2 protein-coding genes are annotated in these 17,295 nt (G+C 73.7%); both read left to right on the top strand.

Going from position 1 to position 17,295, the window contains the following annotated elements; genetic code table 11:
* Nucleotides 1-16 precede the first annotated feature (16 nt).
* Nucleotides 17-3,283, top strand: coding sequence for a non-ribosomal peptide synthetase (locus tag LGM89_RS25545; RefSeq protein ID WP_226274328.1), 3,267 nt, complete (start codon nt 17-19; stop codon nt 3,281-3,283).
* Nucleotides 3,283-17,295, top strand: a complete 14,013-nt coding sequence (locus tag LGM89_RS25550) for a non-ribosomal peptide synthetase/type I polyketide synthase (RefSeq protein ID WP_226274329.1) — start codon at nt 3,283-3,285, stop codon at nt 17,293-17,295. The genes LGM89_RS25545 and LGM89_RS25550 overlap by 1 nt, the downstream gene beginning before the upstream one ends.

Here is a 17,295-nt window from a genome sequence, read left to right on the forward strand (position 1 = left end):
CCAGACAGGGGCTACCATGCGTACCACTTCGCTTTCAGCCTATCAGTACCGCTTCTGGCTCGAGTGGCAGCTCAATCCGCACTCGTCGGCCTACACGACCGCGCTCGTCTACCGCCTGTCGGGTCCGCTGGATCGCGACGCGCTGCGGCGTGCACTGGATGCGTTCGTCCACGAGCATGACGAAGGATGCCGCAGCACGTTCCGGATGGGCGATGCCGGCGTGGTGCGGGACGTGCACGACCGCATGACGGTCGCGCTCGACTACCGCGACGCGCGGGCGGCGCCGGCGCTGGACGCCGCCGAGGCCGACGCATGGATCGCCGCGCGCGCGGCGCACGTGTTCGCGCTCGACGACGCGCCGCTGTTTCGCTTCGCGCTGTTGCGCGAGGAGGCCGACGTGCACCGGCTCGTGCTCAGCTTTCCGCACATCATCTCCGATGCGTTTTCGGCGGTGTACATCAACCAGCGGCTGACGGCGCTGTACAACCACGCGCTCGGCGTGGGCCCGGCGCCCGCCCGCACGTTGCGCGGTTTCGGCGAGCAGCTCGCGTTCGAAGCCGCGTACCGCGCGTCGCCGCGCTACGACGACGACCTCGCCTATTGGCTCGGTGCGCTGGCGCACGCGCCGCTCGGGTTCGAGTTCGAGGCGGCGGCAGCGGCATCGGCAGCGGCATCGGCCGCTCCGGGCGAGGGGCGCATCCACCGGCTGCGCTTCGACGCGGACATCACGCGCCGGCTGCGCGCGCGTGCCCGCGCGAGCCGCTCGACACCGTTTCTCGTGCTGTCGAGCCTGTTCGCGATCGCGCTGGCCCGCTGGCAGGACGTGCGCGAGCTGGTCGTGACCTATCCCGTCAACATGCGCTCGCCGGGTTTTCGCGATGCCAGCGGATGCTTCGTGAACAACCTGCCGATGATCTTTTCGCTGCGGCAGGGCGACACGTTCATCGACATCGTCGCGCGCACCACCGCCCAGCGTGCGGAGGCCAAGTGCCATCAGCAGCTGTCGCTGACCGACCTCGTCACGGCGCTGCGGCGCACGCGCTCGCTGGCCGATGCGCCCGTCTTCAACGTCGGCGTGACGGAAGCGTTCTTCGTGCAGGACGCCCCGCTCACCTTCCACGGCGTGCAAGCGGAATTGCTGCCGGCGGTCGCCGCCGAGCGGCCGTTCGACCTGAACTTCGCGTATCAGCTGACGCCCGACGGCCTGCACGTGAATCTCGAATACGACACGGGCCGCGTGCCGGCGGCGCGGATCGGCGAGTTCGCCGCGTCCTTCGGCCGGCTGCTGCGCGCGTACCTGGACGACGATGCGCAGCCCGCGCTCGCGGTCGACCTGCTGGCGCCGGAGCAGCGCGCGCGGCTCGCGCGCTACTGGCACGGGCCCGCGCGCCCGCTCGACGCGACGGACTGGCCGGCCCGCTTCGCCGCGCAGTGCGCCGCGACGCCGGATGCGCCGGCCGTCCAGTTCGGCGCGGAGCAGCTGACCTATCGCGAACTGGATGCGCTGTCGGCCCGGCTTGCGGGTTTTCTCGCGGCGCGCGGCGTGACGCCGGGGGCCCTCGTCGGGCTGTGCTGCGAGCGCTCGACGGAAATGGTGCTGGCGATCGTCGCGGTGCTGCGCGCGGGCGCGGCCTACGTGCCGCTCGATCCCGCCGCGCCGCCGGAGCGGCTGCGGCGCATCGTCGACGATGCCGGGCTCGCGCTGCTGCTCACGCAGCGGCACCTGCTGGCGCGCCTGCCCGCCGGGCCGGCCGCGCGGCAGGCGCTGGACGACCGGGCGGCGTGGCTCGCCGCCGAGCCGCTGCCGGCGCGGCGCCTGCACCCGGACGGGATCGCTTACGTGATCTACACGTCCGGCTCCACCGGCGCGCCGAAGGGCGTCGCCAACACGCATCGCGCGCTGGTCAACCGGCTCGACTGGCACGGCTCGCTGCTCGCCGACGCCGCGCCGGTGCGCGTGCTGCAGAAGACGCCGTACTTTTTCGACGTGTCGGTCTGGGAATTCCTGTGGACGCTGCAGAGCGGGCATGCGCTGGTGATCGCGCCGCCGGAGCTGCACAAGGACCCGGCCGGGCTGGCGGCGCTGCTGCGCCACGCGCGCATCGCGGTCGCGCACTTCGTGCCCTCGATGCTGAACGCGTTCCTGGACGCGGTGCCCGGGCAGCGCTTCCCGGATCTCGCGCTGGTCGTCTGCAGCGGCGAGGCGCTGCTCGCCGAGCAGGCCGAGCGCTTCCACCGGCTGTTGCCGGGCGTGCGGCTCGCCAACCTGTACGGGCCGACCGAGGCGGCGATCGACGTGAGCGTGTGGCATTGCGCGCCGGGCGAGGCCCACGCGCGCGCCGGCGTGCCGATCGGCCGGCCGATCGACAACGTGTCGCTGTACGTGCTGGACGCGGGCCTCGAGCCCTGCGCGCCCGGCCGCGCGGGCGAGCTGTACATCGGCGGCGCGGGGCTCGCGCAAGGGTATGTCGGCCGCCCGGATCTCACCGCGGCGAGCTTCGTGCCCGATCCGTACGCGGGCCGTGCGGGCGCGCGCATGTACCGCACCGGCGACATCGCGATGTTCGGCGAGCACGGTGAACTGCATTACCTCGGCCGGCGCGACGAGCAGGTCAAGCTCAACGGCAACCGGATCGAACTGCGCGAGATCGAGGCGTGCCTGCTGGCGCTGCCGGGCATCGCGCAGTGCGCGGTGGTGCCGGTGCGGGTGCACGGGCGCGTGCGGCTGCTGCATGCGTTCGTCGAGCCGGCCGCGGCGTGGGACAGCTGGCCGGTGGACGCGCTGCACACGGAGCTGGCCGCGCGGCTGCCCGAATCGATGCGTCCGGCGCGCATCGACGTGGTGGAGCGCATCGCGCTGCTGCCGGCCGGCAAGATCGACCGCAAGCGCCTGGCCCAGCTCGCCGACGCGGCGCTCGAGACGCGCGCGCGCGGCGCCGAGGTGCGTGCGAAGACACCGTTCCAGGCCGAGGTCGCCGCCGAGTGGTCGGCCGTGCTCGACGTCGCCGACATCGGGCCGGACGATCACTTCTTCATGCTCGGCGGCAGCTCCGTGCAGGCGATCCAGCTGATCGCGCGTCTCAATGGGCGCTACGGGCTGCTGCTGTCGCCGCCGCTGCTGTTCGGCGCACCGCAGCTCGACCGGTTCAGCGCCCAGGTGCTGGTCGCGCTCGGCCAGAAGGCCCAGCGGGAGGACCGCCTCGACGCGCTGCTCGATCGCCTCGCGCCGGACGACATGGACGAACTACTCACACTGTTTTCATCGTCGGGAGAGCTGGTTTGATGTCGCATAACGATTCCACCGAAAACAAGCGTCGCCAATTGCTCGAAGCGTTCGGCAGGCAGCGTGGCGCGGGCAGCCGCGACGCGATTACCCGCCAGGCGCGGCCGGCGGACCTGCCCGCGTCGGCGGAACAGGTGCGGATGTGGGTGCAGATGGCGATCAGCGGCGGCGCTGGCCATTTCCACGTGCCGCACGTGCTGGAGATCGCGGGCACGCTCGACGAAGCGGCGTTGCGGGCGGCGCTGTGCGACGTGGTCGCGCGGCACGAGGCGCTGCGCACGACGTTCGACGCGCGCGCCGGCGGCTTGTACCAGCGTGTGCACCCCGAGCTCGATCCGGCGCTGCCCGTCCATCGTCACGCGGCGGGCGCGACCGACGCGGACATCGCCCGCGCGATCACCGCCGAAATCGCGCAGCCGTTCGACCTGGCGCACGGGCCGCTGCTGCGCGTGTCGCTGCATCGTGTCGGCGACGCCCGGCAGATTCTCGTGCTGACCGCCCATCACCTGATCGTCGACGGGTGGTCGCTGGAACTGATGCTGGCCGACTGGTGGCGGGCCTACGCGGCGCGGCTGGCGGGCCGCGAGCTCGAGCCGCCGGCCGACGACGAGCCGCACTATGCGGACTATGCGCTGTGGCAGCAGGCGCGCGGCGCCGCGGACAGCGCGCCGAGCCTCGCCTACTGGCAGGGCCGGCTGGCCGGCGCGACGACGCTCGAATTGCCGTTCGCGCTGCCGCGCCCGCCGCGGCGCGCGCACGACGGCGAACTGGTGTTCTTCACGATTCCCGCCGCCGTGCGCGCGCGGGCCGAGGCGCTGGCGCGCCGGCAGGGCGGCACGCTGTTCACCGTGATGCTGGCCGCATGGCGGTGCCTGCTCGGCGACTACGCCGGCCAGGACGACTTCTGCATCGGCACGACCGCGTCGAACCGCGTGCATCCGGGCAGCGAGCGCATCGTCGGCTTCTTCGCGAACCTGCTCGCGTTGCGCACCGCGCGGCAAGGCTGCGGCACGTTCGCCGCGCTGGTCGAGCGCGAGCGCGACACCGTCGCCGACGCGCTGCGGCATCAGGCGGTGTCGTTCGACCAGGTGGTCGAGCAGGTCGGCGTCGCGCGCGATGCCGCGCGCAGCCCGCTGTTCCAGGTCAACTTCGTGCTGCAGGACACGAAAGGCGCGGTGCTCGGCGCCGCCGAGCCGGCGACGCCGGCCGGGATGCCGGCGATGACGGTGCGCGACGACCTGTACCGCTACGCGCAGTTCGACCTGACGCTGTTCGCCGAGCTGACGTCCGACGGCGTGCGCTGCTGCACGGTGTTCCGCACCGATCTGTTCGAGGCCGCCGATATCGAGCGGCTGTCGCGCACCTACGCGCAGTACCTCGACGCACTGACCGCGCAGCCGGACGCGCCGTTCGGCACGCTCGCGCGCGGCGACGCGGCCACGCTCGACGCGCTGCGCGGCTGGCAGAGCCGGCCGCTCGGCCAGCCGCTGCCCGACTCGATCGGCGCGGTGATCGACGCGCTCGCGCGGCAGCATCCGGGCCGCACGGCGATCCGCCACGGCGACGCGATGCTCGACTACCACGCACTGAACGTCCGCGCGAACCGGCTGGCGGATCACTTGCGCGATCTCGGCGTGTCGCCGGGCTCGACCGTCGGCCTGTGCCTCGAGCCGGGCGCGGAGCTGATCGTCGCGATGCTGGCGGTGCTCAACGCGGGCTGCGCGTATGTGCCGCTCGACAGCCGCTATCCGGCGGACCGGCTGCGATTCCTGATCGACGACAGCCAGGCGAGCGTGATCGTCACGCGCGAGAACGTGGTGGCGCGCACCGATGCACTGCGCGACGGCTATCTGAACCTGATCGTCCTCGAGGACCACGACGACGAGATCGCCGCGCGCGACGGCGCGTTCGTCGCGAGCGGGCTGCCGGCGCAGATGCCGGCGTACCTGATGTACACGTCGGGCACCACCGATCGTCCGAAGGGCGTCATCGTGCCGCAACAGGCGATCCTGCGGCTCGCCTACCGGCCGGCCTATCTCGACGTGACGCCGGACGACGTGTTCCTCCAGTTCGCGCCGACGGCATTCGACGCGTCGACGTTCGAGATCTGGACCGCGCTCCTGAACGGCGCGTCGCTCGTCGTGCCGGTCGGGCGCGACGCGTCGCTCGACCAGCTCGGGCCGTTGCTGGTCGACGCGGGCGTGACGATTCTGTGGCTGACGAGCGGCCTGTTCGCGGCGATGGTCGATCACGCGCCGGACGCGCTGCGGCAGCTGCGCTACCTCGTCTGCGGCGGCGACGTGTTGTCGCTGCCGCACGTGGCGCGCGCCCGCGCGCTGCTGGAACGCGGCCAGGTGGTCAACGGCTACGGGCCGACCGAGACCACGACCTTCGCCACCGCGTACCCGGTGCGCGGCGCGCTGGCGGCCGGGCGCACGGTGCCGATCGGCATGCCGATCCAGGGCACGTCGGTGTACGTGCTCGACGACGACCTGAATCCGCTGCCGGCCGGCGCGGCGGGTGACCTCTACATCGCGGGGCCCGGCGTCGCGCACGGCTACGCGAACCGGCCGGACCTGACCGCGGCCGCGTTCGTGCCCGATCCGCATGGCGGCGAGCCGGGCGCCCGCATGTACCGCAGCGGCGACGTCGGCTACTGGGCGCATGACGGCGCGCTGCATTACCTCGGCCGGCGCGACCGGCAGGTGAAGCTGCGCGGCTACCGGATCGAGCCGGCGGAAATCGAGGCGGCGCTGGCCGCGTGCCGCGGCGTGCAAGCCGCCGTCGTGACGGTCGATGCGACGCCGCAGGGCGACAAGCAGCTCGTCGCGTACTGGACCGCAAGCCCGGGCACGGGCGCGGACGTGCCGGACGAAGCCGGCCTGCGCGCGCAGTTGCGGGCGTCGCTGCCGGATCATCTGGTGCCGGCGCGCTTCCACGCGGTGCCGCACATTCCGCTGACGGCGAACGGCAAGGTGGACCGGGCCGCGCTCGCGCGGCTCACGCCGGCCGAAGCGCCCGCCGACGCGGCGCCCGAGACGCTGACGGACACGCAGCGCGTGCTGCGCACGCTGTGGGAAGACGTGCTCGGCCGCAGCGGGTTCGGCCTCGACGACGGCTTCTTCGATCTCGGCGGCGATTCGCTGCTGGCGATCCGGCTGAAGGCGCAGGCGCAGCGCCACGGGCTCGAATTCGAGATCCAGGACCTGTTCGTCCACCAGAGCGTGCGGACGCTGGGCGAGCACATCGAGCGGCAGCGCGGCGCGGGGGCAGGCGCCGTTGCAGTTGCGCCGGCCGAGGCCGCGGTCGCCCGGGCGCCGCTGACGAGCGAAGCGGACCGCGCGCGGCTGCCGGCCGGCGTCGTCGACGCGTATCCGCTCAGCCGCCTGCAACTGGGGATGCTCTATCACGGCCTGCGCCACGAGCGCTCGAGCGTGTACCACGACGTGATCGGCTACGAGGTCGCGTATGCGTACGACGAAGCGTGCCTTACCCATGCGCTCGACCGGCTGTCGGCCCGCCATCCGGCGTTGCGCACCGCGCTGCGGATGGAGGGGTTCAGCGTGCCGCTGCAGCTCGTGTTCGACACGGCGCGCATTCCGCTGACGGTCACCGACCTGACCGCGCTCGACGCGGCGGCGCAGGCCGCCCGGATCGCCGCGTTCATGGACGGCGAGCGGTTCGCCGCGTTCGACATCGCCGCCGCGCCGCTGTTTCGCTGCTTCGTGTTCAAGCTGGCGGCGCAGCGCTTCAAGCTGGTGTGGAGCTTCCATCACGCGATGCTCGACGGCTGGAGCGAGGCCGCGCTGACCGCCGAATTCATCCGGCTCTACACGGCGGGCCTGACGGGCGCGCGGAACCCGCGGGACGACGAGCCGGTGCAGGCCGGTTACCGGGATTTCATCGAACTGGAACAGGCCGCGCTCGCCGATCCGGCCCAGCGCGATTTCTGGCGCGGCCAGCTCGACGGCGCGCAGGCGCTGTCGCTGCGCCGCGCGCCGCTGCCAGGCGACGCGGCGGACGAACGGGTGGATTACCTGGAGGTCGGGGTCTCCGCCGAGCTGGAGGCGGCGCTGCGCGCGCTCGCGCGCGACGCGAACGTGCCGCTCAAGAGCGTGCTGCTCGCTGCCCACCTGCGCGCGCTGCAGGCGTTGAGCGGGCGGCGCGACGTGCTGACGTCGATGGTGACGCACGTGCGGCCCGAGACCGAGCATGCGGCGCGTGCGGTCGGGCTGTTCCTGAATTCGGTGCCGGTGCGCGCGGCGCTCGACGGCGCGGCATCGCCCGTCGCGCAGGTGCGGCAGGTGTTCGAGATCGAGTCGGGCATTTTCCGGCACCGCTTCTATCCGTCGCAGCAGATCCGGCAGGACAACGGCGGGATCGAGCTGGGTGAGGTGCTGTTCAATTTCACGAGCTTCCACGTGCTGCGCGAGCTGGACGACGCGGACGTGCGGATGCTCGCGGGCCGCGACGGCCATGCGGTCAACAGCTTTCCGGTGCAGGTCGATTTTTCCGTCTCCGCGAGCGACCAGCGGCTGCGTTGCATCGTCGGCTACCGGGCCGACAGCCTGCGGCGCGCCGACGCGGAAGACATCGCGCACGCGCAGCACGAAGCGCTGCGGCGGCTTGCCGGCGCACCCGCGGCGGCGTGGCTGCTGCCTGCCATGCTCGCGCGGCTCGACGACTGGGCGGCGCCGAAGCCGGGGCGGCCGGCCGGCGCGAGCGTCGGCGAGCGCCTCGCCGCGTGCGCGGCCGCCGCGCCGGACGCCGTCGCGCTGATCGACGACGCGGGCGAAACGACCTATGCGGCGCTGCTCGAACAGTGCGACCGGCACGCCGCCGCGCTCGTCGCGCTGGGCGTGCGGCAGGGCGACGTCGTGGCGGTGTGCGCGGGCCGCACGGCGGCGACGCTGCGGACCGTGCTCGCGCTGTTCCGGATCGGCGCCGTGTATCTGCCGCTCGATCCCGCGTTGCCGGAAGCGCGCCATCGCTTCATGGTGGATGACGCGCGTCCGGTGGCGATCGTCGGCGATGCCGCCGCGCCCGCCTGCCTGCGCGCGTGCGGCGTGCGCTTCGTCGAGCAGGCGGCGCTGGCGGAAGCGGGCCCGGCCGCGTTGGCCGCCGCGCCGCGCGTCAGCCCCGGCGACCCGGCCTACATCCTTTATACGTCCGGCTCGACCGGGACGCCGAAGGGCGTGCTGTGCCGCCAGGAGGGCATCCTCGCGCTGTTCGACGCGCTCGCCCGCACGTATCCGCTGGCCGCGGGCGACCGCGTGCTGTGGAAGACCGCGCAATCGTTCGACGTTTCGCTCACCGAAATGCTGTGGCCGTTGATGAAGGGCGCGGCGATCGTGATCGCGCGGCCGGACGGCCAGTACGATCCGCGCTACCTGCAGCGCGCGATCGAGCAGCATCGCGTGACGGTGGTCAATTTCGTGCCGTCGATGCTGCACCTGTTCCTGCAGTCGCTCGACGCCGGCGCGGCGAGCCCGCTGCGCGCGGTGTTCGCCGCCGGCGAGCCGCTGCTGCCGGCGACCGTCGAGCTGGCGGCGCGCGTGCTGCCGCATGCGCCGCTGTTCAACGCCTACGGCCCGACCGAGGCCAGCATCTACGCAACCGTATGGCGCTGCGCGAGCGGCCCCGTGTTGATCGGCCGCGCGGTGGGCGACGTCGGCACGCATATCCTCGCGCCCGATCTCGCACGGCTGCCGATCGGCGTGACCGGCGAGCTTTACCTGTCCGGGCGCGCGCTGGCGTCGGGCTACCTGAACCGGCCCGAGCTGAGCGCGGAGCGCTTCGTGCCGAATCCGTACGCGACCGGCGATGCGGATCGCGTGCTGTATCGCACCGGCGACCTGGCCCGCTTCGATCGGCACGGCGACCTCGAATTCGTGGGCCGCGACGATCAGCAGGTCAAGGTGCGCGGCTTCCGCATCGAGACGGGCGAAGTCGAATCGGTACTGGGCCGCCATCCGGGGGTCGCCAAGGTCGCGGTGCTCGCGCGTTCGGGGAGCGCGGGCGCCGTGCTCTGCGCGTTCGTGCAGGCGGCGGGCGCGCTGCCGGACGGCGCGCTGAAGGCGCATGCGCAACAGGCGCTGCCGCCGTACATGGTGCCCGACCGGATCGTCGTGCTCGACGCGATGCCGATGACCGGCAGCGGCAAGATCGATCGTCTCCGGCTGGCCAACTGGCCGCTCGACGCGGCGGGCGCCACCGATTCCGCCGGCCCCGCACCCCGCACGCCCGGCGATGCCGAGGGCGCGGTCGCGGCGATCTGGCGCGACGTGCTCGGCCTCGCCGAGATCGATCCGGACACCAACTTCTTCGACGCCGGCGGCCACTCGCTCGCGTTGATCCAGTGCCAGGCGCGGCTGCGTCGCGAATTCGGCCGCGATGTCGACATCGATCACCTGTTCCGCTACACGACGATTCGCACGCTGGCCGGCTGGCTGTCCGCGTCCGGCGCGTCGTCGGCCGATGCGGATGCCGACGGCGCGGCCGCCGCCGCGAGCGCATCGCCCGTCGACAGCCGCGACGTCGCGATCATCGGGATGAGCGCGGCCGTGTCGGGCGCGGACGACGTCGAGCAGTTCTGGCGCGTGCTGCTCGCGGGCGAGGACGGCATCACCCGGCTCGACGACGCGCGGCTGCGCGCGCTCGGCGTGCCGGACGACCTGCTCGCCAATCCGCGCTTCGTCGCCGCGCGCGGGTTGATTCGTGATCCGGACTGTTTCGACGCCGCGTTCTTCGGCTATACGCCGCGCGAAGCCGAGATCATGGATCCGCAGCAGCGCAAGCTGATGGAGGAAAGCTACCGCGCGCTCGAGGACGCCGGTTATGCCGGGCCCGGGCTCGCGCGCGACGTGGGCGTCTACGTCGGCGTGGGCGCGAGCCAGTACCTCGCGAACCACGTGCTCGGCAACCGCGACGCGGTCGACGCGCTCGGCTTGTACCAGATCAACGTGCTGAACCAGCCCGCGACGCAGATCGCCTACCGGCTGAACCTCACCGGCCCCGCGGTCACGCTGAACACCGCATGCTCGACGTCGCTGGTCGCGCTGCACATGGCCGCGCGCGCGGTCGCGCAGGGCGACTGCGAACTCGCGCTCGCGGGCGCGGCGTCGATCGGCGTCGACGGCGTGCCGGGCTACCTGCACCGCACCGGCGGGATCTTTTCCGCGGACGGCTATTGCCGCGCGTTCGACGCGGCCGCGAGCGGCACCGTCGAGGGCAGCGGCGCGGGTGCGGTGGTGCTGAAGCGGCTCGATCGTGCGCGCCGCGACGGCGATCACGTGTATGCGATCGTCAAGGGCTCCGCGATCAACAACGACGGCCACGACAAGGCCGGCTACACCGCGCCGAGCCCCGCGGGCCAGGCACGGGTGATCCGCGCCGCGCTGGCGGACGCGGGCGTGGACGCCGCGTCGGTCGGCTATGTCGAGACGCACGGCACCGGCACGCTGCTCGGCGATCCGATCGAAATGGCCGCGCTGAAGGCGACCTACGGCCAGCACCCGGCCCGCGCCCCGCGCCTGCTCGGCGCGGTCAAGACGAGCGTCGGGCACCTGGACAGCGCGGCGGGGCTCGCGGGCGTGATCAAGGCGGCGCTCGCGCTCGAACGCGGCACGGTGCCGGGCACGCTGCACTTCGACACGCCCAACCCGCTGCTCGAACTCGACGACGCGGCCTTCCGCCTCACGGCGGAAGCGGCCGACTGGCCGGACGGCGGCACGCCGCGCCGCGCGGCCGTCAGCTCGTTCGGCATCGGCGGGACCAATGCGCACGTGATCCTGGAAGCCGCGCCGCCCGAGGCGGATGCGCCGACGGCCGCCGCCGCGCATTGCCTGCGGCTGTCCGCCGCCACGCCGGACGGGCTGCGGCGCGCGGCGGACCGCCTCGCCGCCGCGTGGCGCCGCCACCCGGAATGGGCGCTGGCCGACGTCGCGCATACGCTGCAGGCCGCCCGACAGGATCACGCGTGCCGTGCGTTCGTGATTGCCGAGTCGCGCGACACGGCGCTCGACGCGCTGGCCGCGGGCGAGTGGCCGGCCACCGGCGACGCACCGCACGCGCGCCCGGTGATTTTCCTGTTCACCGGGCAGGGCGCGCAGGCCGCCGGGATGGCGCGCGACCTGCATCGCGAGCACCCGGTGTTCCGCGCCGCGCTCGACGAAGTGTGCGGGCGGTTCGCGGGGGCGGCCGGGCTGGCGCTCGAACCGTACCTGCTGGGCGACGCGAGCACCACCGACACGGCGCTGGTCCAGCCGCTGCTGTTCGCGTACGAGTACGCGCTGTATCAGGCGTGGGCTGCGCTGGGGGTGACGCCGGACTACCTGATCGGCCACAGCCTCGGCGAACTGGTCGCCGCGTGCTGCGCGGGCGTGTTCTCGCTCGACGACGCGGTCGGCCTCGTGGCGGCACGCGCGGCGGCGATGCAGGCGCAGCCGGCCGGCGCGATGCTGTCGGTATCGATCGCGGAGGACGAACTGGCCGCGCAGCTGCCGCCGACGCTCGCCATCGCGGCGGTCAACGGGCCGCTGCAGTGCGTGGTGTCCGGCCCGGTGGACGCGGTTGACGCGTTCGCGGCGCACCTGCACGACGCGGGGGTCGCGCATGCGCCGCTCGCGTCGTCGCATGCGTTCCATTCGCCGATGATGTCCGACGCGGCCGCGCGCGTGCACGCGCATGCCGCGACGATGACGCTGCGCGCGCCGCGCATCCCGATGATCTCCAACCTCGACGGCACGCTGCTGGATGCGCAGCGCGCCACCGATCCCGCGTACTGGGCCGCGCACGTGCTCGGCACCGTGCGTTTTTCGGCGGGCGTGCGGACGCTGGCGGCGCTGGGCGACGCGCTGTGGGTCGAGATCGGCCCGCGCGACGTGCTGGCGGCGCTGGTGCGCGCGCATCGCTGCGCGCCGGCCGACGCGGTGCTGGCCAGCTTCACGGAGCGCGCGCCGCGCACGATGGCGACCCTGCTCGCCGGCTACGGCCGGCTGTGGGCGAAGGGCGCGCGACTGACGCGCCGCGACGCGTACGCGGGCGAGCGCCGCAAGCGGCTGCCGTTGCCGGGCTATCCGTTCGAGCGCACGCGCCACTGGCTGCCGGCCCAGCAGGGCGGCCCCATCGAGCGCGCGCAGCCGCAGGCGCCGGCCGTTGCACCGGTTGCTGCACCGGTTGCGGTCGACACCCCGCGCGCCGCAGCGGTCGAAACCGACGACGTGCGGCATGCGCTGACGCGCATCTGGACGGAAGGCCTCGGCCATGAGCGGATCACGCCGACCGACGATTTCTTCGCGCTGGGCGGCGATTCGCTGCTGGCCGGGCGCGTGCTCGCGCGGATTCACGAGCGGCTGAATGCGGAGCTGACGCTCGAGGCGTTCTTCAGTGCGCCGACGATCGACGGGCTGGCGTGCGCGATTCGCATGCAGGCCGAACCCGCGCAGCCCGCCGAGCGGGCGGCAACGCCGGATGGCCCGCCGGCCGCCGGGCCGCGCCGCGCGCCGATGTCGTTCCAGCAGCGCCGGCTGTGGACGCTCGAACGGCTCGGCATGGGCGGTTCGGTCTTCCACCTGCCGCAATGCCTGCATCTGCACGGCGACGTCGACCGCGCCGCGCTGCACGCGGCGCTCGGCGGGCTGGTCGCGCGCCATCCGGTGCTGCGTACGTCGTTCCACGAGGGGCCGGACGGCGGCGGCGAGCAGCACGTGCACGCCGACGCGGCGGTCGCGCTGTCGATCCATGCGTACACCGGCGACACGGACGACACGGACGACGCGCTGCGCGCGTTCATCGCGCAGCATCGCGACGCGCTGCGGGCGGAGCCGTTCGATCTCGCGCGGCCGCCGCTGTTCCGCGCGCGGCTACTCGAACTCGGGCCGCGCCGCGCGTGCCTGTTGATGTCGTTCCATCACATCGTCGTCGATGGCTGGTCGTTCCGGCTGATCGCGCAGGATCTCGCGTCGCTGTACGGCGCGGCGAGCCAGGGGCGCGCGCCGGAGGCCGCGCCGCCCGCGTGGGACTACGCGGACTACAGCGAGGAGCAGGCGGCGCGGTTCGCCGCCGGGCACGACGCGGCGCACGAGGCGTTCTGGGCGCACCTGGACGGTGCGCCGGTGCTCGACCTCGGCGGCGACCGACGCCGCGCGCGCACGCCCGGGCGTCTCGCGCACAGCGGCCGCGTCGCGGTGGACGCCGGGCGCGCCGCGCAGGTCGACGCGCTGGCGCGGCGCTTGCGGACGACGCCGTACGTCGTGTTCCTGTCCGCGTTCCTGCTGATGCTGTCGCGGCGCACGGGGCAGCGCGACCTGGTGGTCGGCTCGCCGGTCGCCAACCGCGCGTCGAGCCGCACCGAAGAGCTCGTCGGCTTTTTCGTCAACCTGCTCGCATTGCGCGTGGCGTTCCCGGCGGCCAGCAGCACGCGGGCATGGATCGAACGGGTGCGCGACTGCGTGATGGCCGCGCACGCGCATCAGGACTATCCGTTCGAAAAGCTGGTCGAGCGTTTCGCCGGCCCGCGCGACGCGTCGCTGACGCCGCTGTTCCAGGTGGTGTTCTCGATGCAGGAGGCGCCGGTTCGCCATGTGCGGATCGGTGCGCTGGACGTCGCGTTCGAGGACACGCCGGAAACGGAAACCGAATACGACCTGACGATGAACCTGCATCGCGACGGCGCGGGCTACGGCGGCGTGCTGCTGACACGCGACGGCGCGCTGGAGCGGGGCGAGGCGGACGAGGTGGTCGAACAGTTCCACGCGGCGCTGGACCTGCTGCTGACGCTGCCGGACGATGCGCCGCTGGGCGACGCGGGCGTGCTGTCGGCCGCGCAGCGGCAGGCATGGCAGGCGGCGTCCGGGACCGTCGACGCGCCTGCGCGGGCGGCGTCCGACCTCGTGTCGCTGCTGTCGGGCACGCTGACGGCCGGCAACGCCGCGCCCGCGGTCGCCACCGCGCACGAGACGCTCAGCTACGGGGCGCTGCGGGCCCGGGTGGACCGGGTCGCGGGCGCGCTGCTCGCGCACGGCGTGCGCACCGGCGACCGCGTCGCGCTGTGCTTGCCGACGGGGCTCGACGCACTGGTGGCGCTGCTCGGCGTGCTGCGCGCCGGGGCGACCTACCTGCCGCTCGATCCCGCCGCGCCGGCCGCGCGGCAGCACGCGATCCTGTCGCAGGCGGCGCCGGTGCTGCTCGTGCACGACGCCACGGCGGCGGCGCCGGCATGGCCCGGATGCGCGGCGATCGCGTTCGCCGCGCTGGGCGACGCGCCCGCCGGCGCGCTGCCCGCGTGCATCGATCCGCGGCAGGCCGCCTATACGCTGTTCACGTCCGGCTCGACCGGCGTGCCGAAGGGCGTCGACGTCAGTCATCGGGCTGTCGCGCACAAGATCCAGGCGCTGTGCGCCGCGTACCGGATGACCGCCGACGACCGCGTCGTGCAGTTCTCGTCGCTCGTGTTCGACGTGTCGATCGAGGAGATTTTCACGACGCTGTCCGCCGGCGCCTGCCTGCTGTTGCTCGACCGCGCGGCATGGCCGACGCTCGGTGCGTTCAGCGACCTGCTCGATGCGCGGCGCGCGACCGTGCTCAACCTGCCCGCGTCGTTCTGGCGCGAATGGGTGCGTGCGATCCGGCTCGGCGAGGCCGCGCTGCCGGCGCGGCTGCGCCTGGTCGTGACGGGCAGCGAGACGGTGCCGCTCGCGGCGGTGCAGGCATGGCGCGCCGTGACGGGCGGCCGCGTGGCGCTCATGAACGCGTACGGGCTGACGGAAAGCGTGATCACGTCCGTCGTGCACGACGTGCCGGCCGCCGCGCGCCCGGACGAACGCGACGTGCCGATCGGCGCGCCGCTGCCGGGCACCACCGCCTATGTGCTCGACGCGCACCTGCAACCGGTGCCGCCGCTGTGCCGCGGCGAGCTCTACCTGGGCGGCAGTGCGCTCGCGAGCGGCTATCCGGGCCGGCCCGGGCAGACGGCCGCCGCCTTCCTGCCCGATCCGTTCGCCGGCCAGCCGGGCGCGCGCATGTATCGCACCGGCGACCTCGTGCGTCGCGACGCGGACGGCGCGCTGGTCTACCTCGGCCGCAGCGATCGCCAGATCAAGGTGCGCGGGATTCGCGTCGACCTGGCCGAGGTGGAGGCGCTGCTGCTCGACCAGGACGGCGTGCGCGAGGCGGCGGTGCGGCTGTCGAGCGGGCCCGATGCGCCGGCGCCGCGCGTGGAGGCGTTCATCGTCGTGGGTCCCGACGCGTCGGATGCGCCGGCCACGCCACGCGATGCGGCGCGCGCGCGGCTGCGTGCGTTGCGCCGCGTGGCGCCGGCGCACCTGGTGCCGCATGCGCTGGCCATCGTGCCGTCGCTGCCCAAGACGTCCGGTGACAAGATCGACCGCCAGTGGGTGTCGACGGCGGTGCTGCCCGACGAAGCCGCGGACGGCGACGAAGCGCCGCCGCTGCGCGCGCTGCTGGCGGTGCTGCGCGACGTGCTGCGGCTGGACCGGATCGGCCGGGACGACAACTACTTCGGGCTCGGCGGCGACTCCATCCTGGTGTTGCGCGCCGTCGCGCAACTGAACCGGGCGGGCTGGACGGTCGACCCTCAGGACTTCTTCTCGACCTCGACCCTCGCGGACCTGGCCGATTGCCTGCGACCGCTGGCGGTGCGGCCGGAGGCGGACGACGCGTCCGGGTTCCCGTTGACGCCGTATCAGCGGCGCGTGTTGCAGCGCCCGCACGCGCACCACTGGAACCGCTCGCTGCTCGTTCAGGCGGCGCAGCCGCTCGACGCCGACGCGCTGCGGGCCGCGTTCCGCTCGCTGCTCGACGCGCACCCGGGGCTGCGCTGCGTATTCGATGCCCACGCGCTGGCGGGCCGCATCGCGCCGGCGGACGCGGACGCCGTGCAGCGCTGCTTCAGCAGCCACGACCTCGGCACGGCGGACGACGCGGCCCGCTTCATCGCCGCGCACGGCGCGACGCTGCAGCAGGGCTTCGATCTCGCGCACGGGCCGCTGGTGCGGATCGCGCACTACCGGTGCGGCGCGGCCGGCGACCGGCTGCTGCTCGTCGTGCACGGGCTGGTGGCGGACAGCCATGGCTGGGCGGTGCTGCTGGACGACCTGGCCCACGCATATGCGGCGCATGCGAACGGCCGGGCGCCGGCACTGGCCGCGCCGACGCTCGCGTACCCGGCCTATCTGCGTGCGCTGGACGCGCGCATTGCCGCCGCGCGGGCGGCGGGCGAGACCGCCGCGTACTTCGCGTCGATGGCGGCCAACGTCGCGCTGCCGCGGGATCGGCACGCGGCACCCGGCGACAACGCGGAGGCCAGCCAGCAGGTCGTGCGCGACCGGCTGACGGGCGACGCGGCGCGACGGATGCTCACCGTCGTGCCGCAGCGCCTGCGCGTGAAAGCCGCCACCGTCGCCATCGCGGCGGCCGCGCGCGCGCTGACCGAGTGGGCGGGCGGCGCGGTGGTCGCGGATCTCGGCCGGCACGGCCGCGACTGGCTCGACGACGGGCCGGCGGTCGAGCGCGCGCTCGGCTGCTTCGTCTGCGACGTGCCGTTGCTGTTGCCGCAGCCCGCCGGCGCGCCGGGCGTCGCCGCGCTGCGCGCATGGGAGGCGGCGCTCGCCGCGCTGCCGCCGGCCGCGCTGGGCGGCGCGGACGTGCCGCCGCCCGCCGGCGTCGATGCCGACGCGTGGCGGCGCTGCGTGCAGCCGCAGGTCAGCGTCGATTTCGTCTCGGCGGCCGCCGCGCGCCCTTCCGCGTGGTTCTCCGCCGCGCCCGAGGCGGTGGGCGCGGACCGCGCGGCGACCGACCAACGTTCGCACCTGCTGAACCTCGTCTGCGTCGCGGGCGACGGCGAACTCACGTTCGAGTGCCGTTACAGCGACACCGTGCACACGCGCGCCACCGCCGAACGGTTGCTGCGCCGGTGGCGCGAGCACATGGAGGCTGCGCTCGCGCTCGTCGCCGACGCCGCCGTTCCCGTAGTCGAACACGATCATTCCTGA

Origin of the sequence: Burkholderia sp. AU31624 (genome assembly GCF_020420065.1) — a bacterium.
Lineage (GTDB): Bacteria > Pseudomonadota > Gammaproteobacteria > Burkholderiales > Burkholderiaceae > Burkholderia.

What these genes read in the sequence shown, in the direction of transcription:
- LGM89_RS25545 (WP_226274328.1), top strand. Translation starts at nt 17, where the DNA reads ATGCGTACCACTTCGCTTTCAGCCTATCAGTACCGCTTCTGGCTCGAG.
- LGM89_RS25550 (WP_226274329.1), top strand. Translation starts at nt 3,283, where the DNA reads ATGTCGCATAACGATTCCACCGAAAACAAGCGTCGCCAATTGCTCGAA.